The 23,020-nt window shown below is 74.2% G+C and carries 19 protein-coding genes; 8 read left to right on the forward strand and 11 right to left on the reverse strand.

Features of this window, described 5'->3' with window-relative positions:
- The first annotated feature begins 70 nt into the window (after positions 1–70).
- Both rfbA and CAE01nite_RS10870 read left to right on the forward strand, forming a co-directional pair.
- Positions 71–943: a glucose-1-phosphate thymidylyltransferase RfbA gene (gene rfbA, locus CAE01nite_RS10865; protein WP_146903891.1), complete on the forward strand. Its 873-nt coding sequence runs from the start codon at positions 71–73 to the stop codon at positions 941–943.
- 95 nt (positions 944–1,038) lie between these two features.
- Positions 1,039–3,060 (forward strand): acyltransferase family protein, encoded by a 2,022-nt coding sequence (locus CAE01nite_RS10870; protein ID WP_186816533.1) that lies wholly within the window; start codon positions 1,039–1,041, stop codon positions 3,058–3,060.
- Between the two features lie 9 nt (positions 3,061–3,069).
- Here the strand turns inward: CAE01nite_RS10870 and CAE01nite_RS10875 are convergent, their stop codons facing one another.
- The gene (locus CAE01nite_RS10875; RefSeq protein ID WP_146903896.1) at positions 3,070–4,167 is read right to left on the reverse strand and encodes a UDP-N-acetylglucosamine 2-epimerase; all 1,098 of its coding nucleotides are present in this window, start codon (positions 4,165–4,167) and stop codon (positions 3,070–3,072) included.
- Between the two features lie 79 nt (positions 4,168–4,246).
- On the opposite strand from CAE01nite_RS10875, the gene CAE01nite_RS10880 reads away from it, so the two are divergent.
- Both CAE01nite_RS10880 and CAE01nite_RS10885 read left to right on the forward strand, forming a co-directional pair.
- Positions 4,247–5,323, forward strand: a complete 1,077-nt coding sequence (locus CAE01nite_RS10880) for a glycosyltransferase family 2 protein (protein ID WP_222595885.1) — start codon at positions 4,247–4,249, stop codon at positions 5,321–5,323.
- The gene (locus CAE01nite_RS10885; protein ID WP_146903899.1) at positions 5,320–6,642 is read left to right on the forward strand and encodes a polysaccharide biosynthesis protein; all 1,323 of its coding nucleotides are present in this window, start codon (positions 5,320–5,322) and stop codon (positions 6,640–6,642) included. Before CAE01nite_RS10880 ends, CAE01nite_RS10885 begins: the two co-directional genes overlap by 4 nt.
- Here CAE01nite_RS10885 and CAE01nite_RS10890 read toward each other — a convergent pair.
- Both CAE01nite_RS10890 and rfbD read right to left on the reverse strand, forming a co-directional pair.
- Positions 6,581–8,251, reverse strand: coding sequence for a DUF2142 domain-containing protein (locus CAE01nite_RS10890; RefSeq protein ID WP_146903900.1), 1,671 nt, complete (start codon positions 8,249–8,251; stop codon positions 6,581–6,583). The two genes, CAE01nite_RS10885 and CAE01nite_RS10890, sit on opposite strands and share 62 nt — an antisense overlap.
- Complete coding sequence (gene rfbD, locus CAE01nite_RS10895; protein WP_146903903.1) at positions 8,248–9,111, reverse strand: dTDP-4-dehydrorhamnose reductase; 864 nt, start codon at positions 9,109–9,111, stop codon at positions 8,248–8,250. Before rfbD ends, CAE01nite_RS10890 begins: the two co-directional genes overlap by 4 nt.
- Positions 9,112–9,198: 87 nt before the next feature.
- Between rfbD and CAE01nite_RS10900 the strand changes: the two genes are divergently transcribed.
- A complete protein-coding gene (locus tag CAE01nite_RS10900; protein WP_146903906.1) occupies positions 9,199–9,816 on the forward strand; it encodes a dTDP-4-dehydrorhamnose 3,5-epimerase family protein in 618 nt (205 codons plus the stop codon).
- 18 nt (positions 9,817–9,834) lie between these two features.
- On the opposite strand, the gene CAE01nite_RS10905 is transcribed toward CAE01nite_RS10900, so the two are convergent.
- Positions 9,835–10,968 (reverse strand): glycosyltransferase family 4 protein, encoded by a 1,134-nt coding sequence (locus CAE01nite_RS10905; RefSeq protein WP_146903909.1) that lies wholly within the window; start codon positions 10,966–10,968, stop codon positions 9,835–9,837.
- Between the two features lie 32 nt (positions 10,969–11,000).
- Between CAE01nite_RS10905 and CAE01nite_RS10910 the strand changes: the two genes are divergently transcribed.
- Positions 11,001–12,128: a glycosyltransferase family 4 protein gene (locus tag CAE01nite_RS10910; protein ID WP_246131141.1), complete on the forward strand. Its 1,128-nt coding sequence runs from the start codon at positions 11,001–11,003 to the stop codon at positions 12,126–12,128.
- Here the strand turns inward: CAE01nite_RS10910 and CAE01nite_RS10915 are convergent.
- The 7 genes from CAE01nite_RS10915 to CAE01nite_RS10945 form a co-directional block, all read right to left on the reverse strand.
- Entirely contained in the window at positions 12,125–13,342 is a 1,218-nt protein-coding gene (locus tag CAE01nite_RS10915; protein WP_222595886.1) for an ABC transporter ATP-binding protein, read from the reverse strand. The two genes, CAE01nite_RS10910 and CAE01nite_RS10915, sit on opposite strands and share 4 nt — an antisense overlap.
- Complete coding sequence (locus CAE01nite_RS10920) at positions 13,339–14,175, reverse strand: ABC transporter permease (RefSeq protein ID WP_146903912.1); 837 nt, start codon at positions 14,173–14,175, stop codon at positions 13,339–13,341. Before CAE01nite_RS10920 ends, CAE01nite_RS10915 begins: the two co-directional genes overlap by 4 nt.
- A 7-nt stretch (positions 14,176–14,182) precedes the next feature.
- A complete protein-coding gene (locus CAE01nite_RS10925; protein ID WP_146903914.1) occupies positions 14,183–15,238 on the reverse strand; it encodes an NAD-dependent epimerase/dehydratase family protein in 1,056 nt (351 codons plus the stop codon).
- A 47-nt stretch (positions 15,239–15,285) separates the two neighbouring features.
- Positions 15,286–16,803: an alginate O-acetyltransferase AlgX-related protein gene (locus tag CAE01nite_RS10930; protein ID WP_146903917.1), complete on the reverse strand. Its 1,518-nt coding sequence runs from the start codon at positions 16,801–16,803 to the stop codon at positions 15,286–15,288.
- The gene (locus CAE01nite_RS10935) at positions 16,803–18,221 is read right to left on the reverse strand and encodes an MBOAT family O-acyltransferase (protein WP_146903920.1); all 1,419 of its coding nucleotides are present in this window, start codon (positions 18,219–18,221) and stop codon (positions 16,803–16,805) included. The genes CAE01nite_RS10930 and CAE01nite_RS10935 overlap by 1 nt, the downstream gene beginning before the upstream one ends.
- Positions 18,222–18,329: 108 nt before the next feature.
- Entirely contained in the window at positions 18,330–20,198 is a 1,869-nt protein-coding gene (locus CAE01nite_RS10940) for a rhamnan synthesis F family protein (protein WP_146903923.1), read from the reverse strand.
- A gap of 111 nt (positions 20,199–20,309) precedes the next feature.
- Positions 20,310–21,275: a glycosyltransferase family 2 protein gene (locus CAE01nite_RS10945; RefSeq protein ID WP_186816534.1), complete on the reverse strand. Its 966-nt coding sequence runs from the start codon at positions 21,273–21,275 to the stop codon at positions 20,310–20,312.
- 205 nt (positions 21,276–21,480) lie between these two features.
- Here CAE01nite_RS10945 and CAE01nite_RS10950 point away from each other — a divergent pair, with 205 nt between their 5' ends.
- Both CAE01nite_RS10950 and CAE01nite_RS10955 read left to right on the forward strand, forming a co-directional pair.
- Entirely contained in the window at positions 21,481–22,146 is a 666-nt protein-coding gene (locus tag CAE01nite_RS10950; RefSeq protein ID WP_146903929.1) for a hypothetical protein, read from the forward strand.
- A partial coding sequence (locus tag CAE01nite_RS10955; protein ID WP_503826107.1) for a LasA N-terminal domain-containing protein occupies positions 22,143–23,020 on the forward strand: 878 nt, incomplete at its 3' end. The genes CAE01nite_RS10950 and CAE01nite_RS10955, both read left to right, overlap by 4 nt.

The raw sequence follows: 23,020 nt of genomic DNA on the forward strand, positions 1-23,020 counted from the left end.
TCACCACGGCGCCCGGGCCCGGGTGTGCCGCTGCGGTCCGTGCCCTCCCGGTGCGGCAGACTGTCCGTCCATGCGCGGAATCATCTTGGCCGGCGGTTCGGGGACGCGGCTGCACCCGATCACGATGGGCGTCAGCAAGCAGCTCGTCCCGGTCTACGACAAGCCGATGATCTACTACCCGCTCTCCACCCTGATCCTCGCCGGGATCCGCGACGTGCTGGTCATCACGACCCCCCACGACGCCGACCAGTTCAGCCGGCTGCTCGGTGACGGGTCGCAGTTCGGCATCTCCATCAGCTACACCGTCCAGGCCGAGCCCAACGGCCTCGCGCAGGCGTTCGTCCTGGGCGCGGACTTCGTGGGGTCGGACTCCGTCGCCCTCGTGCTCGGGGACAACATCTTCTACGGCGCGGGCCTCGGCTCGCGCCTCCAGCGGTTCCAGGACATCGACGGCGGCGCCGTCTTCGCCTACCGGGTGGCCGACGCGACGTCCTACGGCGTCGTGGAGTTCGACGCCTCGGGTCGCGCGCTCTCCCTGGAGGAGAAGCCGGCGCACCCCAAGTCGAGCTACGCCGTGCCGGGCCTGTACTTCTACGACAACGACGTGCTCGCGATCGCGCGGGACCTCGAGCCGTCGGCCCGGGGCGAGTACGAGATCACCGACGTCAACCGTGCGTACCTCGAGCAGGGTCGGCTCCAGGTCGAGGTGCTCCCCCGCGGGACGGCATGGCTGGACACGGGCACGTTCGACTCTCTGCTCGAGGCGTCGGACTACGTGCGCACCATCGAGCACCGGCAGGGCCTCAAGGTCGGCTCCCCCGAGGAGGTCGCCTGGCGCCGCGGGTTCCTCACCGACGACGAGCTGCGCGAGCGCGCGCACAACCTCACCAAGTCCGGGTACGGCAGCTACCTGCTGGGGCTGCTCGAGCCGGGCCAGGCCTGACCCTGAACCCGCCGCCCGGGGGTCCCGCCGTGGCCGCCGCTCCCCGGGAGCGGTCCGGCCGGACGACCCCGCCCCGACCCGAGGGCACGACGGCCGTGCGACGTCCCACCCTGGGCGGGCCCGCACGCGGCGACGTGCGCCTCGACATCCAGGTGCTGCGCGCCCTGGCCGTCGGCCTCGTGCTGCTCTACCACCTGTGGCCGGACCGCCTGCCGGGCGGGTTCGTCGGGGTGGACGTCTTCTTCGTCATCTCCGGGCTGCTCATCACCTCCCACCTGCTCCGCAGCGCGGTGTCCCCCGGCGGTGTCCGGCTCGGGCGGTTCTGGGCGAACCGGGCACGGCGGCTGCTGCCGCTGGCCAGCGTGGTCCTGCTCGCGACGGCGGCGGGGACCTTCGCGTTCCTCCCGGAGTCGGCGTGGCGGCCGACTCTGCGCAACCTCATGGCGTCCGCCCTGTACGTCGAGAACTGGAGCCTCGCGGCGTCGTCCGTCGACTACCTGGCGCGCGACCAGGCACCGCTGGCCACCCAGCACTTCTGGTCCCTGTCCGTGGAGGAGCAGTTCTACCTCGCGTGGCCGGTGATCGTGGTGCTCGCCGCCGGCTGGGCCGTGCGCCGGGCGCGCGGCCGGCACCTCTCCCGCGCGGTCGTCGTCCGGCGCGGCGTCATGGCGGTCATGGTCGCCATCTTCGCCCTGTCGCTGGCCTGCTCGGTCTGGCTGACCGCGACGGACCCCGGCACCGCGTACTTCGCGACGACGACGCGGGCGTGGGAGTTCGCGGCCGGCGGCCTGCTCGCGATGCTCCCGACCGCGCAGCCCGCGGCGGGCCGCCCGGTCGCGGTCCGCACCGCCGGCGCTGTCGCCGGCCTCGCCGCGATCGTCGCGTCGGCCCTCGTCCTGTCGGACGCCACCCCCTTCCCCGGGACGGCGGCGCTGCTCCCGGTGCTCGGCACGGCGGTGTTCCTGTGGGCCGGACGGGTCCCCGGTGCGAGCCGGCCCGCGGTGGCCGCCGCGCTGCGCCCGGTCCGCTACCTCGGGGACATCTCCTACGGGGTCTACCTGTGGCACTGGCCGCTCGTGGTCATCGTCCCCGCCGCGCTCGGCGGCCCGCTGGGCACGGCGGCGAAGGTCGGCGTCCTTGCCGTGACGGTCATGCTCGCGGCCGCCAGCAAGGTGCTGGTGGAGGACCCGTTCCGGTACCGCCCGTTCTGGCTCGCCCCCGTCCGGCGCGGGTTCTACCCCGCGGCGGCGGGGATCGCGGCCGTCGTGCTGGTCTGCGTCACCGGGCTCGGCGCCCTCGACCGTGCCGCCGCTCGGGCCGCCGACCTCGCCGCGGCCCGGCCCGACCAGACGCTCTCGACGCCCACCGACCCTGACGCCCCGCTCGCACCGACCCTGGCGGACCGCCCGTTCGACAACGCCGGGATGTACGACTGCTTCGACCTCGAGCACCTGCGGGCGCGCAGCTGCACGTACGGCCCGGCCGACGCGGCGGTGTCCGTGGCGATCACCGGGGACTCGCACGCCGCCCACCTGCTGCCGCCGCTGATCTCCCTCGCGGAGCGCCGGGGCTGGCGGCTCACCACCTACGTCGGCATCTCGTGCGACGCCGGCCTGGCCCCGGCGTGCGCGGACGGCCCCGAGACCTTCGACACCATCGTGGGCGCCGACCACGACGTCGTCCTCTTCTCCGCCTTCCGGGGCTCGGGCTCGGACTACGACGACGTACGGACGTACGTCACGGCGCTGCACGACGCCGGCGTCCGGCTGCTGCCGGTCGCCGACGTGCCGATGAACCCGCCCACGACGTACGCGTGCATCGACGACAGCGGCGGCGACGCGGGCGAGGCCGCGCGGTGCACGACCCCCCGCGACGAGGCGCTGGAGCGGGTCCCGGACCGGGTCACCCGGATCGCCGACGAGCTGGGCACGGGCTACCTCGACCTGACCGACGCCTTCTGCGACGGCGAGCGCTGCCGCGCGGTGTCCGGCAACACGATCGTCTACCAGGACTCGCCGAGCTCCCACCTCACCGCGACGTTCGGCCGGGAGCTGGTCCCGCTGCTCGAGGCGGGCATCGACGAGGCCCTGGGGACCGCGGCGGTCACCCGGGGCTGACGGGCGGACTCAGCTGCTCAGCGTCGCCAGGGCGTCGACGATGGTGCGGCTCGGGTGCACGTCGTCCGAGCCGGACCCCCCGGCGTGCCGCCGCGGGTCGTCGAGGAACTCCCGCAGCCGCCCCGTGTCGAAGCCCGTGACCAGGACCGTGCTGCCGGTGCCGACGGCTCGCTCGGTCCGTGCCCGGTGGACGGCGCACGGGATGCCCAGGTGCGCGCTCTCCTCCTGCAGGCCCCCGCTGTCCGTCACGACGAACTGGGCGCGCGCCAGGACGGGGAGGAACCGGACGTAGCTGAGCTTCTCCGCCAGGACGAAGCGCTCGCCGTCGAACAGCTCGGTGAGGCCGTACGCCGCGAGCCGCTCCCGCTCGCTCGCCCCGGCGAAGTAGACGATCGGCAGGCGCGCCGAGTACTCCCGCAGCGTCTCCAGCGCCGTGCGGTACAGGTCCTCGCGGCGCACGAGCTCGAAGCGGTGCAGGGTCGCGACCCCGTAGGACTCGGGCAGCGCGATGCCGGTGTCCTCGGGGTGCTCGAGGGCCTCGCGGACGGCGTCGACGACGGTGTTCGCGCCGGTGGTCACGACCGCACCGCGGCTGCGCCGCAGGTTGCGCGCCTCCACGGCCGTCGGGGCGAAGTGCAGGTCGGCGACCCGTCCCACCACGCGCCGGTTGAGCTCCTCGGGGAACGGGTGCAGCAGGCTGCCGCTGCGCAGGCCGGCCTCGACGTGACCGACCCGCGCCCCGAGCCACCGACCGATCAGCGCACCGATCGGCGCCGTGAACGTGTCCCCGTGCACCAGGACGATCGCGGGCGTGCCGTCGGCCACCAGCCGCTCCCGCAGCGCGCGGCGCTGCGACCACACCGTCGCGGCGAGGCGGCCCGCCCACCGGGGCACGTCGGCGGGGCGGGCCACGTTGCGCGCACCGTGCTGGGGGACGAGCCACCGTTCGGGGCGCGGCAGCCGCAGGTCCGCCAGCGTGCCGGACAGCTCGTGCACGTGCTGCCCCGAGTACCAGATCTCGGCGGGCCGCCCGCGCCCGGCGAGCTCGTGGAAGACCGGCGCGATCTTGATGAGCTCGGCGGTCGTCCCCACGATGAATGCGATCACTCTCGGTGCCCTCCCAGTCGGCCTCGCGCAAGGATAGTGGCGCCCGTCCGGCCCGAGGTCGCGGGATAGGGTCTGCGGCGTGCCTCCCGAGCCGACCCCCGGACCCGACGACGCCCCAGGCCGGGACGGCGGCCCTCGCCTGGACGCGCTGAGCGTGGTCGTCCCCGTCCACGACGAGGAGGCCTGGGTGGGCGCGTGCCTCGAGGCGCTGCTCGCCGCCGGGGACGCCGCCGGGCTGCCGCTGGACGTGGTCGTCGTCGACGACGGCAGCACGGACGGGACCGCCGCGGTGCTGGCCGGTCTGGCCGCGAGCCACCCCGGGATCCGCGTGCACACCCAGGCGAACGCGGGCCGGTTCGCGGCCCGCACGGCCGGGATCACGCTGGCCCGCGGGCCGTGGGTGCTCCTGCTCGACAGCCGGGTCGTCGTCGGGGACGGGTCGCTGCGGTGGGTCCGGGAGCAGCTGGCCGAGCACCCCGACCGCCAGGTCTGGTGCGGCCACGTCGAGGTGGAGACCGGCAACGCCTACGCCGCGTTCTGGTCGGGCCTGGTCAAGATCGGCTGGCGCCGGTACACCGCCCGGCCCCGCCTGGTCTCCTTCGGCGCCGAGGAGTTCGACCTGTACCCCAAGGGCACCGGGTGCCTGCTCGTCCGCCGGGACCTGCTGCTGTCCGCCGTCGGCGCGTTCGAGTCCCTGTACGACCGGGCGCACCTGGCCAGCGACGACACCCGGCTGCTGCGGGACATCGCCGGACGCACCCGGATCTGGCTGTCCCCGGACTTCGCGTTCCGGTACCACGGCAAGTCCGGCGGGCGGGCGTTCGTGCGCCAGTCCTTCTTCCGCGGCACCACGTTCGTCGACGGCTACCTCGGCCAGCCGGGTGTGGTGCGCCGGGCGCTGCTGGCCGCCGTCGGCCTGGGCCTGGCCGGGTGCGTGGTCGCGGTGCGCCGGCCGGCCGTCGCGGCGGCGGGGGCCGCGGCCGTCGCCGTCGCGGTCCCGACCGCGGTCCGCCTCGTCGGCGGCTCGACCGCCGAGGTGCGGGCCGCCGCCGCGCTGACCCCCGTGTTCGTGCCGGTCTTCGGGGCCGGGGTTCTGCGCGGGCTGGCGCTGGCCGCCCGGGCCCGGCTCGCCCAGCGCGGCACCGCGCGCGGATGAGCGACGGGGCCGCACGCGGCACCGGTGGCGGGCGTGGCACCTCCGGCGTCGCCGGGGTCGGGCTCGCGATCGCGCTGGCGAGCGCCGCCGGGTACGTCCTGCTGGCCCTGGTCGGGCGCGAGCTCACCCCCGCCGACTTCGGGCTGTTCGTCGCGTTCTGGGGAGTCCTGTTCGGGCTCGGCGGGTCGCTGTCCACGGTGGAGCAGGAGAGCGCACGCCAGCGGTCCGCGGCCGTCCCCGAGCCGGGGCCCTCGCTGCCTGCGATCACCACCGCGTCCGCCGTCCTGGCCGCGGCCGGCGCGGCCCTCACGCTGCTGCCGCCGGTGGCCGCGCGGCTGTACGGCGACCCGGACAGCCGGCTCGGCGTCGTGGTGGTGCTCGCCGCCGTGGGCTTCGCCGTCCAGTTCGCGCTGCGCGGAGTCCTGATCGGCTCCGGTCGCGTCCGCGACTACGGGGGCCTGGTCGTCCTCGAGGCGGCGGTGCGGCTGGTCGTGCTGCTCGCGGTGCTCGTCACGGTGGGCGTCACCCTGACCACGGCGGCCGTCGCCGTGGGTCTCGGGTCGTTCGCCTGGCTGGGCTGGGCCGGGCGAGCGCGGCTCTCCCGGGCGCACGGCGAGCCGGACGGGGCAGCAGCCGGCCACGGGTGGTGGCCGGCGGTGCGCCGGTCCGCGTCCCTCATGCTGGCCGCCGCCCTGACCGCGAGCGTCGTCACCGGCTACCCCACGATGGTCGCGGCGCTCACGGGCAGCCCTCCCGGCGACGCCGGCGGGGCGGTGTTCGCCGCGCTGACCGTCTCGCGGGTGCCGCTCCTGCTGGTGTCCCCGCTGCAGGCCCTCGCCGTGCCGGCCGTGGTCCGCTGGCGGGGAGCCGCGGGCGGCGGGAGCACGCTGCTGCGGCAGCGCCTGCTGCTGGGGACGGGGGCGTTCGCCGCCCTCGGCCTGGTGGGCGGGGTGGCCGGCTGGCTGCTGGGGCCCTGGGCCGTCCGGCTCGTCTACGGCCCTGCCTACGACGTCTCGCCCGCGGCGGTCGCCCTGCTCGTCATGTCGGCGTTCCTGCTGGCCTGGGTGCTGCTGCTCTCCGCCGCCCTGGTCGCGCTCGCGGCCTACCGCTCGATGATCGCGATGTGGGTGACGGCGGTCGCCGGGACGGCGGTCTGGCTCGTCCTCAGCCCGTGGGGCGTGGTCGAGACCACCGCGGTCGGCGCCGTCGTCGGGCCCGTGGCCGCGACCGCGTGCGCGATCCCGCTGCTCTGGCGGATCACGGCTCCGTCGGCGTCCGCGGCGGCACCGACGGCGGGCGGGTCCGGACCGGCGACGTAGGACGCCCGGCCCGCGTGACCGCGTCGGGCCGGGGGCGCCCGCCGCCGGCGGCCGGCACCTCCGGCTGGTCCCGCTGCTCCGGCAGGTGACCGCCGGCGCCCGAGCCGGGCGCCGGACGGTCGTCGGTCGAGCCGGAGCGGGCCGGCCGGACCGCTGCCGGCGCCGGAGTGGTGAGCGCCGGCGAGAGCAGCGCGAGGCCTGACGCGAAGGCGAGGGCACCCAGGACCCACACCGTCTGCGGCTGCGGGCCGAAGCTCCACCACCACTCGCGGGCCGCGTCCAGGTCGGCGGCCGACACGTCGTCGCCCGTCACGTAGCGCCGGATCGTGGCGTGCAGCGCCGCCGCGTTCGCCAGCGACAGCAGCACCACGACGACCCAGCGCTGCCCGGACGTCACCCGGAACGCCGCGCCGTCCAGCCGGACGAGGGCGGTCACGGCGAGCAGCGTCAGGAGCGGCAGGATGTAGCGGGGGTGGACCCCGAAGCCGACCGGGAAGCTCGACAGGTACTGGATGTACGTCGGGACCAGCAGCGCCCCGGACGCCACCGCGGCCAGGGCGAGCCCCCGGCGGCGGTCCGCGCCGGCGAGGCCGGCCAGCAGCGCCGCCCCGAAGACCGCCCAGGACGCGGCGGTGACCAGCGGGGGCATCGCCGTGTCCACCCAGCCCAGGCCCCAGGTCCCGAAGTTGCCGAGCCACAGGTCCGGCACCGTCACGGCCAGCTCGCCGAGCAGGTCCCAGGTCAGCGCGCCCGGCGGGGTCGCCGAGACCGCGTCGGACTGGCCCGCGGAGAGGAACGAGATCGCGGCGACGACCGCGAGGACGCCCGGGTAGACGAGCCGGCGCAGGTGCTCGCGACCGCTGTGCCAGGTGAGGATCACCGCGACGCCGACGGCGACGACGCCGTACAGCGCGCCGTCGGCGCGCGCGCCGGCACCGAGGAGCAGCGCCACCGCGGCGAGTGCGCCGAGCACGAGACGCCGCGGACCACGGGGCACCGTGAGGTACCCCAGCACGCTGACCGCGAGCGCCCCCGAGGAGACGATGGCCCACCCGCTCGGGTTCACCGACGGCACGAGCGACATGCCCATCGGCACGACGGTGACGACGAGCCCGCCCAGCAGGCCCCGGCGCAGGCCCGCCGGCGAGGCGACCGCGATCGCGGCGACGACCAGCGTGAGCAGCGTGGCGTGCACGACCCGCATCGTCACGACGGAGCGCTCGAGGTCCGGACCCGCGAACAGGCTGCTCACGAAGTAGTTCACCGGCGGGTAGTCGCCCTCGAAGTTCCCCCGGTCGCTCACGATCGTCGCCCCGGGCGGGCCGGACTCCTCCGCCTGGCAGCGGGCGCTCTCCTCGCTGTCGAACCCGAAGCACGCGGACTTCACCAGCGCCCTCGGGACCTCGCGGACGCTCTCGTCCGGGCCCGCCTCGCACAGCCCGTCCCGCAGCCCCTGCCCGCACCACGCGCTCACGAGGTGGTAGTCCTCGTCGGGCGTCGACCCGGCGGGGGACGCCAGAGCCCAGGCGCCGAGGGAGAGGAGCAGGAGGAGCCCGCCGAGCACCGCGGCGATCGTGCGGGACGGCGCCGCCCCGGCCCTCCGGGTCATCGGGCGACGGCGCCGGTGCCCAGCACGCTCGACGCTGCCGCCTGCCACCGCTCGTCCCACGGCCCGATCGGCTCCACCCCGGCGGCGGCCAGGGTGCCGTGACCCAGCACGGAGTACGCGGGCCGGGGTGCGGGGCGCACGAAGGACTCGCTCGTCGTCGGGCGGACGATGCCCGGCTCCATCCCCGCCGCCGCCACGACGGCGCGGGCGAACTCGTGCCAGGTCACCTCGCCGGAGGCGGTCCCGTGGTAGGTCCCGGCCGGCGCGGCGGCGTCGACGAGCCGCAGCAGCAGCGCGGCGAGGTCGGCCGTCCAGGTCGGCTGGCCGGTCTGGTCGGCCACCACGTCGAGCCCGCCGCGCTCGGCCGCGACCCGCGCGATCGTCTTGGGGAAGCAGCCGCCGCCCGCGCCGTAGAGCCAGGCCGTCCGCACGATCAGGTGGTCGGCGGTCTCCGCCCGCACCGCCCACTCGCCCGCGGCCTTCGTGCGCCCGTAGGCGGAGCGCGGGGCGATCGGCGCGTCCTCCGGGTAGGGCGAGGCGGCCGACCCGTCGAAGACGTAGTCCGTCGAGACGTGCACCAGGCGCGCGCCGGCGGCCCGCGCCGCCCGGGCGACGAGCGCCGGACCCACCGCGTTCGCGGCGAAGGCGTCGGCCTCGTGCTCCTCGGCCGCGTCCACGGCGGTGTACGCCGCGCAGTTCACGACGACGTCGTGCCCCGCCACCAGGTCGTGCACCGCGGCGGCGTCCGTGACGTCGAGGTCGGCGCGACCGGCGGCCGTGACCACGTCCCCGCGCGCGCCCAGCTGCGCCACCACGTCCTGACCGAGCATCCCGGACGCACCCGTCACGAGCCAGCGCACAGCACCACTCCCCTATCCGACGACAGGTGGCCAGCCTAGCCGCGCAGCTACGCTGGGCCGTCGCCGACCGACCGAGGAGAACCTGCTGTGGACTACCGCGAACTGTCCGTCCCGGGCGCCTGGGAGATCACGCCGAAGCAGTTCGGCGACCCGCGTGGGGTCTTCCTCGAGTGGTTCAAGGCGGGGCCGTTCGCCGAGGCCGTGGGGCACCCGCTGGACCTGCAGCAGGCCAACGCGTCCGTGTCCGCCGCGGGCGTCCTGCGTGGCATCCACTTCGCGGACGTGCCGCCCGGGCAGGCCAAGTACGTGACGTGCCCGAAGGGCGCCGTGCTCGACGTGGCGGTCGACATCCGCGTCGGCTCGCCGACGTTCGGCCGGTGGGACACGGTCCTGCTGGACGACGTGGACCGGCGCGCCATCTACCTCTCGGAGGGCCTCGGGCACGCATTCCTGTCCCTCGAGGACGACTCGACCGTCATGTACCTGTGCTCGACGGGGTACAGCCCCGGCCGCGAGCACGGCATCCACCCGCTCGACCCGGAGGTCGGCATCGAGTGGCCCACGCAGGACCGCGCCGGCCGCCCGCTCAGCTACCAGCTGTCCGACAAGGACGTGGCCGCGCCCGGGCTGTCGGAGGCGGCCGAGCAGGGTCTGCTGCCCCGGCTCGACGACGTGCAGGCCTACGTCGAGAGCCTGCGCGGCTGACCAGCGGCGGTCGGGCCGTCAGCGGCGCTGCACGACGGCGGCCCGGAACGCCCGCAGGTGCGCCTGCGCGGCGGCGTCCCAGGTGAACAGCGCCGCCCGCTCCACGGCGGCTCGGGCCAGCTCCGCGCGGCGGGCGCCGTCGGCGAGCAGCGCGGCCAGCGCTGGCGCGATCTCGTCCGCCCCCGTGCCGCAGTACGCGACGGCGTCGCCCCCGACCTCCGGCAGCGACAGCCGGTCGGTGGTCAGCACGGCGGCGCCGCACGCCATCGCCTCGAGCACCGGCAGGCCGAACCCCTCGCCGAGGCTGGGGTAGGCGACGACGCGCGCGCCGCCGAGGTAGCCGCTCAGGTCCTCCAGCGGCAGGTAGCCCGGGCGCAGGACCCGCAGGCCCGCGGGCACCGCCGCGACGGCCGGGTCCACCGCCTCGTCCCAGCCGCGCCCGCCCGCGAGCACGAGGACCGGCGGCGACGACGTGCCGGCGACGGCGGCGACCCACCCCCGCACGAGCTCGGGCACGTTCTTGCGCGGCTCGAGCGTGCCGAGGAAGGCCACGTACCCCTCCGGGCCGATCCCGAGCGAGGCGGCCACCCGGGCCGCCTCGTCGGCGGTCACCGGGCGGAAGACGTCGCGGTCCACGCCGTGGTGCGCGACGAAGAACCGGTCGGCCGGGGCGCCGGTGAACCGCACGACCTCGTCCCGGGTGGCCGCCGAGGGCACCACGAGGGACTGCGCCCGGCGGACCGCCCCCCGGGTGGCGACGCGGAAGAAGCGCGCCTTGACGGGGTCGTGCAGCTCGGGGTGGCTGAAGAACGTGGCGTCGTGCAGCGTGACGGTGACCGGCACCGGTGACCGCACCGGACGCGTGTAGTGCGGGCTGTGCAGCACGTCGGCGCCGACCCGGGCGGCCAGCCGGGGCAGCCCGGTCTGCTCCCACGCGAGCCGGACCGGCCGGCGGGCCGTCGCGGCCGGGGCGGCGACCACGTCCGCCCGGGGCAGGCGGGCGCCGGTCGCCTGCGTGTCCCGCTCCTGCACCGCGACGGTGAGCCGGACACCGGCGCGCTCGAGGGCGGGCAGCAGGTCGTCGACGTAGCGCCCCACCCCGCCCCGGTCGGCGGGGACGGCGGTGGCGTCGACGAGCACGTGCAGCGGCATGGCCGCGATTCTCCCCCACTACTGTCGGGGGCGTGTCAGGGCAGAGCTCGCTCCGGGTCGGGATGGTCGTCGAGCAGCTGTGGCAGCCGGTGCCCGGCGGCTCGGGGGTCTACATCGAGGAGCTGCTCGCCGAGCTCGCGACCGGGGCGCACGGGGTCGACGTCACCGGCCTCGCCGCCCGGCACGCGGGTCCACCGCCCGCGCAGCCGCTGCCGCCGGGGCTCGCCGTGCGTCACGCCCCGCTCCCGCGGACCGTGCTGTACGAGTCGTGGCAGCGCGTGGGGCACCCGCGGGCCGAGGCGGTCGCGGGCCCGCTCGACGTCGTGCACGCCACCACCTGGGCCGTCCCGCCCACCCGCCGGCCGCTCGTCGTCACGGTGCACGACGTCGCGTTCCTCCACGACCCCACGCACTTCACCGCGCGGGGCAACGCCTGGTTCCGGCGCGCGCTCGAGCGCACCCGCCGCAGCGCGGACGCGGTGATCGTGCCCTCGCAGGCGACCGCCGACGACTGCCTCGCGGTGGGCCTGGACGCCGCCCGCGTGCACGTCGTCCCGCACGGGTCGAGGCCGGTGCCGCGGACCGCTGCGCAGGTCGCGGACTTCCGGGACCGCACCGGGCTCGGGCGCCCGTACGTGCTGTGGTGCGGCACGATCGAGCCGCGCAAGAACCTGCCCGTGCTGCTGCGGGCGTTCGCGTCGGTGGCGGACCGGCGGCCGGACCTCGACCTCGTCCTGGTCGGGCCGGCGGGCTGGGGCGAGGTCCCCGGGCACCCGGCCGGGCTCGCCCCGGACCGGGTGCGGGTCCTGGGCAGGCTCTCGCGCGAGGACCTGCACAGCGCGTACGCCGGCGCGGCGGCGTTCTGCTTCCCGTCCGTGCGGGAGGGCTTCGGGCTGCCGGTGCTCGAGGCGATGCAGCACGGCCTGCCGGTCGTCACCTCGGCGGGGACGGCGTGCGCGGAGGTCGCCGGCGGCGCCGCCCTGCTCGTGGACCCGGCCTCCCCTGCCGACCTCGCCGACGCGCTCGTCGAGGCCACCGGGCCCGCCGCGCCCGACCTGGCGCGGCGCTCCGCCGAGCGGGCGGCGGACTTCTCCTGGCGTCGCAGCGCGGCGACGACCGCGGACGTCTACCGGTCGGTCGCCGGACGGCGGTCCGGCTAGCGGCCCGGGGCGTGCGGCCGCATCGGCGGCTGCCAGGCGCCGTCGAGCGTGACGAGCCCGCCCTGCTCGCGCCCCGGGGCCGGCGCGACGTCGAAGCGCAGCACCTTGTCCCGCTGGTCGTAGACGTGCAGCCCGCCCACGTCGCTCGCCCAGGACCGCACGACGTAGGTGCCCGGCAGCAGCGGCAGGCGCGGCACGACGAGGTCGACGTGCCCCTCGCCCTCCAGGACGTCGGGCACGGGTCCGGCGTCGCGCGTCGCCGTGGACGTCACGGACACCCCCTCGGGGGTGTCGATGTCGATCGCGAAGACCGGCTTGGCGACCGGCTCGTGCGCCGCCCACGTCAGGCGGAAGGTCGCGGGCTCGCCCGTCCGGACCGCGCCGCCGACCCCGCCGCCGTGCACGAGCTCGACGCCCGTCACCTGCAGCTCGCCCGTGCCCCAGCGGGCGCCGGTGTCGCCGTCGGCCGCGGCCACCTGGTCGTGGCGCGACGAGCCGGAGTACTCGTCGACGATGTCGGACGGCGACCCCACGGCCAGGAGCCGGCCGTGGTCGAGCCAGGCCACCTCGTCGCACATGGAGCGCATCGTGCCCAGCGCGTGGCTGACCACGACGATCGTGCGGCCGTCGTCGCGGAACTCCTGGAACTTCTCCATGCAGCGGCGCTGGAACTCCTCGTCGCCGACGGCGAGGACCTCGTCGACCATGAGGATGTCGGGGTCGACGCTGATCGCGACCGAGAAGCCCAGGCGCACGTACATGCCCGAGGAGTAGTTCTTGACCGGGGAGTCGATGAACTGCTCGAGACCCGCGAACCCGACGATGTCGTCGAAGCGCGCGTCGATGTCGCGCTTGGTCAGGCCGAGGATCGAGCCGTTGAGGTAGACGTTGTCCCGGCCGGAGAGCTCGGCGTGGAACCCGGCGCCGAGCTCGAGCAGCGCGGAGATCTTGCCGTTCGCCGTGATCCGCCCGCGGTCGGGCACCAGGATCTTGGCCAGGCACTTGAGCAGCGTGCTCTTCCCGGACCCGTTGTGCCCGACCAGCCCGAACGTCTTGCCCTGCGGGATCTGGAGGTCGATGTCCTGCAGGGCCCAGAACTCGTCGTAGTTCGCCCGCTTGCCGCGCATGAGCGCGATCTTCAGGGACTGGTTGCGCTCGTGGTAGACGCGGAAGCGCTTGGCGACGTCCTCCACCACGATGGCCGGCCCGTTCACAGCTCCTCCGCCAGTCGGCCCTGGAGCCGCGCGAAGACCGCGTTGCCCACCCACAGGGACACCAGCGTGAAGGCCAGCGCGTAGAGCACCGGCCCGGCCGGCGGCAGCTGCCCGCCGTAGAGCATGTCCCGGACCGACTCCACGAAGCCCACCATCGGGTTGAGCTGGTACAGGGTCGTCAGAGGCAGGTCGGCGGCCCACGACTGGCCGTCCTGCACGCCCTCGACCAGCGAGATCGGGTAGATGATCGGCGTCGCGTAGAACCAGATCTGCATGAACAGCGCGACGAAGTGCGCGACGTCCCGGAAGTACACGTTGACCACCGACAGCAGCAGCGCCAGGCCGAGCGCGAAGACCGCGAGCAGCACCATGAGCCCCAGCACGAGCGGCGTCCACGGCAGCACGTTGACGCCGAACACGAGGAACACCGCCACGAGCACACCCATCTCCACGAGGTAGGAGACGAACGCCGCCGCCACGTGCGAGATGACCAGCAGGCGCCGCGGGAAGTAGGTCTTCTTGATGAGGTTGCCGTTGTCGAGCAGGACGCTCTGTCCACCCTGCACCGCGGCGGTGAGGAAGTTCCAGGACAGCAGCCCGCACAGCAGGAACAGCGGGTAGCTGTGCAGGCCGTCGACGCCGACCGGCGGCTCGACCCGCATGACCGTGGAGAACACCACGGTGAAGATGGCCGTCGTCGCGAGGGGGTTGATCAGCGACCAGGCCCACCCCAGGGCGGTGCCCTTGTACTTGCTGCGCAGCTCCCGGCGGACCAGGTTGACGAGCAGCTCGCGGGACCGGGCGACCTCGCGGACGTCGGACACGAAGGACATGGAGGGGTCAGCCCTTCTCGGCGTCGATCCAGGCGCAGAGCCGGGCGACGCCCTCCTCCACCATCACCTCGGGGGTCCAGCCGAGGGCGGCGGTGGTCTCGTCGATGACGCACGAGGCGTGCCGGACGTCGCCGTCGCGGAACTGCCCCGTCACGTGGGGCGCGGGCGCGCCGTACAGCCCGGCGACGATCTCCGCCAGGCGCGCGATGGTCGTGGCCTCGCCCGAGCCGACGTCGTACGGCGTCGCGGACGGCGTCGTGGCGAGCGTCCCGGCGACGATGGCGCGGGCCACGTCGTCGATGAACACGAAGTCGCGGACGATGTCGCCGTCCTCGTACACCGGGATGCTCTTGCCCTCCTTCGCCAGCCGGGCGAAGAACGGCACGATGCCGGTGTACGGGTTGATGAGGGACTGGCCGGGTCCGTAGACGTTCTGCAGCCGGAACAGCACCGGCGTGACCTTCATCGCCAGGCACCACGCGACGAGCACGTGCTCCTGGGCGAGCTTGGTGGAGCCGTAGACGCTGGTCGGGCGGGGCTCGACGGCGTTGGACCGGAACGGCGTCGCCGTCAGCCCCGGGAAGTCCCACTCACCGCGGTCGAGCTGCTCGCGCGTGCGCTGCCCCGGGTAGACCGTCGCACCGCCGGCGTCGACCCAGGCGCCCTCGCCGTACACGGCGCGGCTGGAGGTCAGGACGATGCGGTCGGGCAGCGCCTCGTGACGCACGAGGGCGTCGAGCATCTCGGTCGTCCCGACCACGTTGACGAGCGCGTGCCGGCTCGCCTGGGTCAGTGACTGGCCGGTGCCCGTCTCGGCCGCCAGGTGCACGATCGTCGTGGGACGCACGTCCGCCAGCACGCGGTCCCAGTCGGCCGCGGACGTGACGTCGGCCACGACCAGCTCGACGCGCTCGTCCAGGGCGGCCGGGCGGTCGGCGCTCGAGTGGATCTGCGGGTGCATGTTGTCGACCGCGACCACGCGGTCGAACGTGTCGGCCAGCGCGCTCGACAGGGCGCACCCGATGAAGCCGGCCCCTCCGGTCACGAGACAGGTCTCGGACATGGGTCCTCCTCTTTCGTCCTGGTGATCGGTCGCGGCGTCCGGCCCGGTCAGCCGAGCTCGCGGACGGCGACCGAGGTCAGCGTCACGGGCCCGGAGCCGGGGCTCGGGGCCAGCTCGACGTCGTGCGCGCCGGCGGGCAGCACGAAGAAGAGCACGTTCGCGCCCTGACCATAACGCAGCGTCCTCGGGTCACCCTCACCGGGGCGCGCGACGAGCTCGCCCGGCGCCTGCGCGGTGAACTCGACCCGGAGGGCGGGCTCGCGACCGGCGGTCCCCGTCCAGCGCAGGCGCGTCACCGCCTCGGCCGGGCCACCCGGCGCACCCGAGCCGGCCGGGTCGGGCCGGGTGACGTCCAGGGTCGCCGGGACGGTGCCGGCCGCGTCCCACTGCGCGACGGCCTCGGGGCCTGCGGCGTCGTAGGCGTTGGCCCCCGCCCACAGGAACAGGTCGGGAAGCCCCGAGTTGAAGTGCCGCTCGGCCATCTCGAGGATGACGACGTCGGGCTGCGTGGCCTCGACAAGCGCCGGCACGTTCGGCGCGTCGCGCGGGACGTCGATGCTGTGCCGCACCTGCACGGTCCGGCCGAACCCGGACTGCAGGTAGGGCGAGAGCATGTCCGCCATCGAGTCCCGCAGCACGAGCGCCGTCAGGTCGTTGCCCGCACCGGAGGTGCGGGTGGTGCGCGGCAGGTCCAGCAGCCCGGTGCGCTGGGCACCCGGGGCCTCGACGGTGGTCCCGTCGGGCAGCTCGTACTCGTAGGGCGGCAGCTCCGGGGACAGCTCGGGCACGGTCCACGGGTTCGGTGCGTCGAGGCTGATCGTGGCCGCGAACTCGTTCTCGCTGTCGATCGTGGTGACCCGCTCCACGTCGGGGACGGGCAGCCCGGCGAGGTCCGGGTCGAGCTCGCCCAGCCGTTCGGCGATCCCGCGCCAGCCCACGTACGCGCCGTAGTCGGTCCAGTGGCTGTTGAGCGGGGAGTAGGTGTCGGCGGTCTCGCGCGCCTCGACGAGCGCCGGCCGCAGGTCCAGGACCGGCAGCTCGGGGTGCGCCTGGAGCACCTGGTCCATGATGTGCTCCCCGACGAGCCCGTCGGTCCAGGCCGGCAGCTTCTCCGGGTACACCGACCACTTCGCCGGGCCGACGACGACGAGCAGGGGGATGCCCCGCTCCGCGAGCCACTGCTCCTGCTGGGAGACGACCGTGGCCCAGGTCGCGATCTCCGCCTCGGAGTACTGCCGGCGGCCCAGCGCCTGGGAGAAGTTCGCGTTCTGCACGTCGCCGAGGAACATCCACCCGTCACGGCCCGCGACGGCGAAGCCCTCGTTGGGCGAGGACCCCAGCCGGTACATCAGCCGGGAGTACGCGCCCACGGCGCCGTCCCACAGCGGCGTGGCCTCGCGCAGCTTGTTCGACTCGGCCGCCCAGGTGGACGGGTCGGCGATGACCGCCGACGCCGTCGCCCGCAGCTGGTCGCCCAGGGCGATGGCGACGGCCGGGGCGAACAGTGCTGTCACGAACCCGGTGATCACGACCTTGCGCCCGAAGGACGCCGACGGCTTGTTCATCAGAACCTAAAGTAGAGGAAGGGGCTGTAGGCGCCGGCGAGGACCTTGGCCGCGGCCAGTGCGAACAGCCCGGCGAACATCACGGTGCCGGCCACGACCTTGAGGTCCCGGGGCAGGCGCGCCCGCAGCCACGGGTAGACGGGGAGACTGAGCACGAGGCCGGCGACCACGGCGACGGCCAGGCCGCCGCTCCAGAACTCGCCGACGGGACGCAGGCCTGGCCCGGACTCGAGCCCGAGCATGAGCGCCATCATGTGGAAGGCGCCCTCGAAGGTCTCGGCGCGGAACAGCACCCACCCGAAGACCACGACGGCCATCGTGTACACCCACCGGATCGCACCGGGGACCCGCTCCTCGAACCTCGTCGCGCGCTCGGCGACGATGAACAGGCCGTGCCACAGGCCCCACACGACGAACGTCCACGCCGCGCCGTGCCACAGGCCGGTCAGCACGAAGACGGCCATCAGGTTGACGTAGGTCCGGCCGCTGCCCTTCCGGTTGCCGCCGAGGGAGATGTACACGTAGTCGCGGAACCAGCCGGACAGCGTCATGTGCCAGCGACGCCAGAACTCGCGGATCGACCGGGAGATGTAGGGGTAGTTGAAGTTCTCCGGGAACCGGAAGCCCATCATCAGGCCCATGCCGATGGCCATGTCGGAGTACGCCGAGAAGTCGAAGTAGATCTGCAGGGTGTAGGCGAGCGCCCCCAGCCACGCGGTGCCCGTGTCCAGCTGGTCCGGCGGCAGGCCGAAGATCGCGTCGGCGGTCACCGCGAAGGTGTCGGCCAGCAGCACCTTCTTGCAGAAGCCGGTCAGGAACCGGACGATGCCGGCGTAGACCATCGACTCCCGGATGGTCCGGTCCGGCAGGTCGTCCGCGATGTCGCTGTAGCGGACGATCGGGCCCGCGATCAGCTGCGGGAACAGCGACTTGTAGGTCGCGAAGGTGAGCAGGCTGCGGGTCGGGACGACCGTGCCGCGGTAGACGTCGATGAGGTAGCTGACGCCCTGGAACACGAAGAAGCTGATCCCGAGCGGCAGCAGGGCCGCCACGACCGGGACCGAGCCGAGTCCCACGCGCTCCGCGAGGGCGTCGAGGTTCGTGGTGAGGAACCCGACGTACTTGTAGTAGCCGAGCACCGCGAGGTTGACCGCGACGCCGGTCCACATCAGGGCGCGACGCCGCCCGTTGCGACGGGGCTCCTCGCCCGGTGGCAGCGGCCCCATGAGGGCGCCGACGCCGTAGTTGACGACGATCGCCCCGATGAGGATGGGCAGCCCGCCCGGGTCGCCCAGCCCGTAGAAGCTCAGGCTCGCGACGAGGATCCACGGGTTGCGGTAGCGCGGGCTGAGCAGCGCGTAGACGACGAGGAAGATCGGGAAGAACGCGAAGATGAAGGTGTAGCTACTGAAGACCATCGACCGCGCCCCGTCGAGCAGTGCGCCGCCGCACCGGCTGTCGCCCGCCGGGCGCGCCCGCGCGGGGACCGCCGGGCGCCACGGGAACGGCTTCGGTCCCTCTCCCGGTCACCGACCGGCCCCGGTGAGGGCACGGGACCGGCGGTAGGCGCCGCGGGCGACGACGTAGAGCGGGCGCAGTGCTGCCGCGAGCCGCGGCGAGCGCCAGTGCAGGTGCCGCTTGATGCCGGCGAGGGGGTTCTCGGCGGCCGCCTGGGCCTGCTCGAGGTAGTCGACCTGCTCCTGCGTGTAGCCGGGCAGGTGCGAGCTGACGCGCTGCAGGCGGTACTCGAGGAAGGTGTAGTTGATGCTCGCCCAGTCCGCGTTCAGCACCGACCGCACGTGCATGCCCTCGCTCATCGCGGCGTAGCCGAGCAGCCGCTCCTGGACGTGCGGGAGGCCGCCGTCGCCGTACCCGCCCTCCTCGGGGTAGTCCTCGTACCGGAACGGGTACTCGGCCAGCTTGCGCACCGCCTGCGGGCGGAACCAGAACATGCTCCCCAGCGGCGCGACCGGCGTGGACCGGTCGAAGACGGTCTGGATGCCGAGCCGCTTGGCCCAGGCCAGCGCGGGCTCGCGGTTGGTGAACCACGCGTGCCCGAGGGTCGGGTAGCCGATGTTGACCACCGGCGGGAAGACGGCTCCGAGGGTCGGCTGCTCGGCGAACATCTGCAGCACCCGGGTCACGTAGCCCCGGGACCCGAGCAGGTTGTCGAAGAGGTGGTGCTTGAACAGCATCGCGGCGTTGTAGCCGTCCTGCGGGGACTTCTTGGAGTGCACCTTGCAGACGAGGTCGTACTCGTCGGACAGCAGCACGTCCCGGCAGGCGATGAGGAAGGCGCTCATGTCCCGGCCACGGTTGGACCCGGAGACCCGCACCTCGACCCGGGCGACGTCGTGGCGCGCGAGCCGCGCCTCGATGTCCTCGCGCCGCCCCTGGTCGCTGGTCGTCACGTACAGGTGGTACGGGACCGGGATGTTGCGCAGGTACCCCATGATCTCGTCGACCATCTCGGGGTAGTAGATGTGCGCGATGACCGCGACCCGCGGCGTGGGCTCGGGGACCGGCACGTCGTCCGTGTCGCCCAGGATGTGCAGCAGCGAGAAGTTCGTGTAGAGCGTGCGCGGCTCCGCGCTGCGCACGACGTTCTGCCAGACGAGGTCGGTCGGGTACTCCGACCGCTCGATCCGCTCCAGGGTGCGCCGGCCGATGATGGCCTGGCGCTCCATGTAGGTCGGCTCGTGGAAGAAGAGCCGTCGCTTGACCATCGGGCAGCGGTCGTCCAGCAGCAGCGCCGCGTTCTCCAGCGAGGCGTTGTCCGACGGGTAGTGCTCCGGCGGGAAGGCCACCGCGTAGCGGAACCCGCGCTCCGCGAAGTGCTTGGTGAACCGGGCCTCGTGCTGCAGCACGGACTGCTCGTAGGACGTGATGACCGGCATCGTGTCCCAGTACTCGGCGAACTCCGCCGACGTGAACATCCGGTGGCTGATCGCGAGCCACGTCGACTGGATGTGGAACGGCAGCTCGGACGTGTCCACCGCGTCCGGGTGCGGGTTCGGCCGGATCGCCTTGTGCGCGGTGACGCCCCAGAAGTCGACGTTCGCGGCCGTCATGCGGTCGAACATCTCCCCGAACGGGAACACGGGGCCGAAGAACGTGTAGTTGAGCAGCAGCAGCTCGTCGTACTCGGCCAGCCGCTCGCGGCCCAGGACCGCCATCGCGTCCTTGTAGGCGCCGACGTCGAAGCCGACGTTCGTCCGGGTGTAGACGGTGTCGGCCACGCCCTCGAGGCGCTCGCGCCCCTCGGCGGCGAGCGGCAGGTTCGCGACGACGAAGATCGTCTCGACGTGCTCGCGCAGCTTGCGCAGCTTGTACAGGACGTAGTCGTCGACGATCCCCTGCGGGTCGAAGAACATGTAGATGGCTACCCGCCGCATGCGATTCCTCACTGGAGTCGTTTGACGGGGCGTCACCCTACCGCCCCGGCACGGGGGCGCCCGTAGCCGCGCAGGTCAGGCCCCCGGCGCCCAAGCCGGGGTCGGCGTGACCTACGGCCGGGCCGTGCCGACGTCGCGCGAGGCCGTCGGGGCGTCGTCCTCCTGCTCCGCGACGTCCGGCGCCCGGCCGTGCAGCGCCGCGATGTCACCGCGCACGAGGTCGGTCAGGTGCGTCAGGTGGGCCGCCAGGAGCGCCACCTGGTCGCCGAGCGCCTCGATCCGCTGGTCCTGCTGCTTGGCGAGGCCGGCGAGGTAGACGACCAGACCGAGGTCCTCGGGCTTGCGCAGACCTGCTCGCAGGTAGCGGTCCCGGACGATGCGCTCGTACCGGCGGTGCACGTGCTCCTGCGCGATGACGGTGTTGCCGTCCGCACCGGTCGAGTCGCGCCGGTGGTGCCAGAACGCGAGCGGCGCCCCGTCGATGAAGTCGATCGCGTGCCGCTGCAGGAAGCGCAGCGTGAAGTCCCAGTCCCCCAGGACCGGCAGCGACTCGTCGTACAGGCCCACCTGGCGGTGCACCTCGCGCCGGTACAGGAAGGAGATCGGCGGGCCGTACCCGTTGCGCAGCGTGTCGAAGAGGGTCACGTCCTGCTGCGCGGCCGCGAGGGTCTCCTCCCCCAGGCGCTCGATCCGGCCGTCGACGATCCGCTCGTACACGACCGATGTGCGGACCATGACCCCGGCGGACCCGACGCCCGTGAGGTGCCCGACCGCCCGCTCCAGGAAGTGGGGGTCCCACGTGTCGTCGTCGTCGTGGACGACCACGAACGTCGACCGGGTCGCCGCGAGCCCGCGGTTGGACGCGGCCTCCATGCCGACCGACTCCGGCAGGTGCAGCACCCGCAGGCGCCCGTCCGCCCGGGCGGCGATCCGTGCCGCGAGGTCGTCCACCGGCGCCGGGTCGCCCCCGTCGTTGACGACGACGACGACGAAGTCGTCGAACGTCTGGCGGAGGATGTCGTCGAGCGCCCGCTCCAGCAGCAGCGGACGTTGCTTGGTCCGCGTGATGATCGCCACGGAGGGATCCCTCGGGCCGGATCGCACCATGCGGAGAGCTCCTCGTCGAGTCGCGGGCCGGGCACGCCGGGCTGGGGGTCCTGCGGACCCGCGCAATCTACAGGTGCCGCTCGCACGCCCTGCACGATCGCGCGCCGACCCGTCGAACGTCCCCCGGACGGGTACCCTCGCGGTCTCGCACGTCCCCGAGGAACGGGTCCGCCGCATGTCCATGCCCCGACGCGCCGTGGTGCCTGCGGTCGCCTGCGCCGTCCTGGCCGTGGGCATCGCCGTCGCCGTCCCGGCGCTGACCGGCCCCGGGTCCCCGCCCGGGACGCGTGGTGCGGCCGCGCCGGGCACGACCGCCGGCGGTCCGGGCGCGACGCCCGGCGGGTCGAGCGGGACGGCCGCCGTGCCGGCTGCCGGCGTCCCCGCCGCGCCCGACGGCGTGGCACCCGGCCCGGACGCCTCGTCGTCGCCGGGTCCGGAGGCCGGGCCGACCGCGGCAGCGCCCGCGTCCCCGCCCCCGCCCCCTGCCGCGCCCCCCGCCGCGACGGACGTCGACGAGGACGCCGGGGTCCCGGGCGGTCTGGCACCGGCCGGGGTCGTGCTGACCAGCGTGGAGCGGCTCGGGGACGGGCACCTGCGGGTCGGCGGGTACGTCCAGGACGTCCTGGAGCCGGACGGCACGTGCGTGGCCACGGCCAGCGCTCAGGGCGCGAGCTACTCCGCGTCGAGCCGGGCGACACCCGAGGCCACGATGACGGACTGCGGCCCGATGGACATCGCCGTCGCACCGCCCGCCGGGCCGGCGACGTGGACCGTGCAGATCACCTACCGCTCGAGCGTGAGCGCCGGCACCAGCCCGGCCACCAAAGTGGAGATGCCATGACCCAGGCCCGCCGACGCGCCACAGGACCGTGGGCCGCCCGCCTGGTGGTCCTGGTGACCCTGCTGGCGTCGCTCGGCGTCGTCGGCCTGCCCGTCGCCCCGCCGGCCCGCGCGGACGCCTTCGATCCCGGCGCGATCATCAGCGACGGGGTGTTCTACGACTCCACCAGCATGACCGTGGACGACGTCGCCACGTTCCTTCGCGTCAAGAACCCGACGTGCCGGTCCGGGTTCACGTGCCTGAAGGACTACACCGAGACCACCTGGACGCGCCCCGCCGACGCCCAGTGCTCCACCTACGCCGGCGGGGGCACCGAGTCGGCCGCGCAGATCATCACGAAGGTGGCGCGCGCGTGCGGGGTCAGCCCGCGGTCGCTCCTGGTGCTGCTGCAGAAGGAGACGTCGCTCGTCACCCGGACGGACCCGACGTTCGAGAACGCCTACCGCAAGGCGACCGGCTACGGCTGCCCGGACACCGCCCCCTGCGACGCCCAGTACTACGGCTTCTTCAACCAGGTCTACAAGGCCGCCTGGCAGTTCCAGCGCTACCGCCTCACCGCCGGCACGCGCGCCTACCAGGCGGGCCGGGCCAACTTCATCCAGTACCACCCGAATGCGGCGTGCGGCGGCAGCTGGGTCACCATCCGCAACCAGGCGACCGCGGGCCTGTACCTCTACACGCCCTACCAGCCGAACGCCGCGGCCATCAACGGTCAGAGCGACGGCTGCTCGGCGTTCGGCAACCTCAACTTCCACCGCCTCTTCACCCAGTGGTTCGGGTCGACGTCGTTCCCCGTGACGGGCCTCATCGCGAGCTGGTACTCCTGGCCCGGCAACGCGAGCAGCGTCGGGGAGGCCATCACGGCCCAGTACGA

Source organism: Cellulomonas aerilata, assembly GCF_007991755.1.
Classification (GTDB): Bacteria; Actinomycetota; Actinomycetes; order Actinomycetales; family Cellulomonadaceae; genus Pengzhenrongella; species Pengzhenrongella aerilata.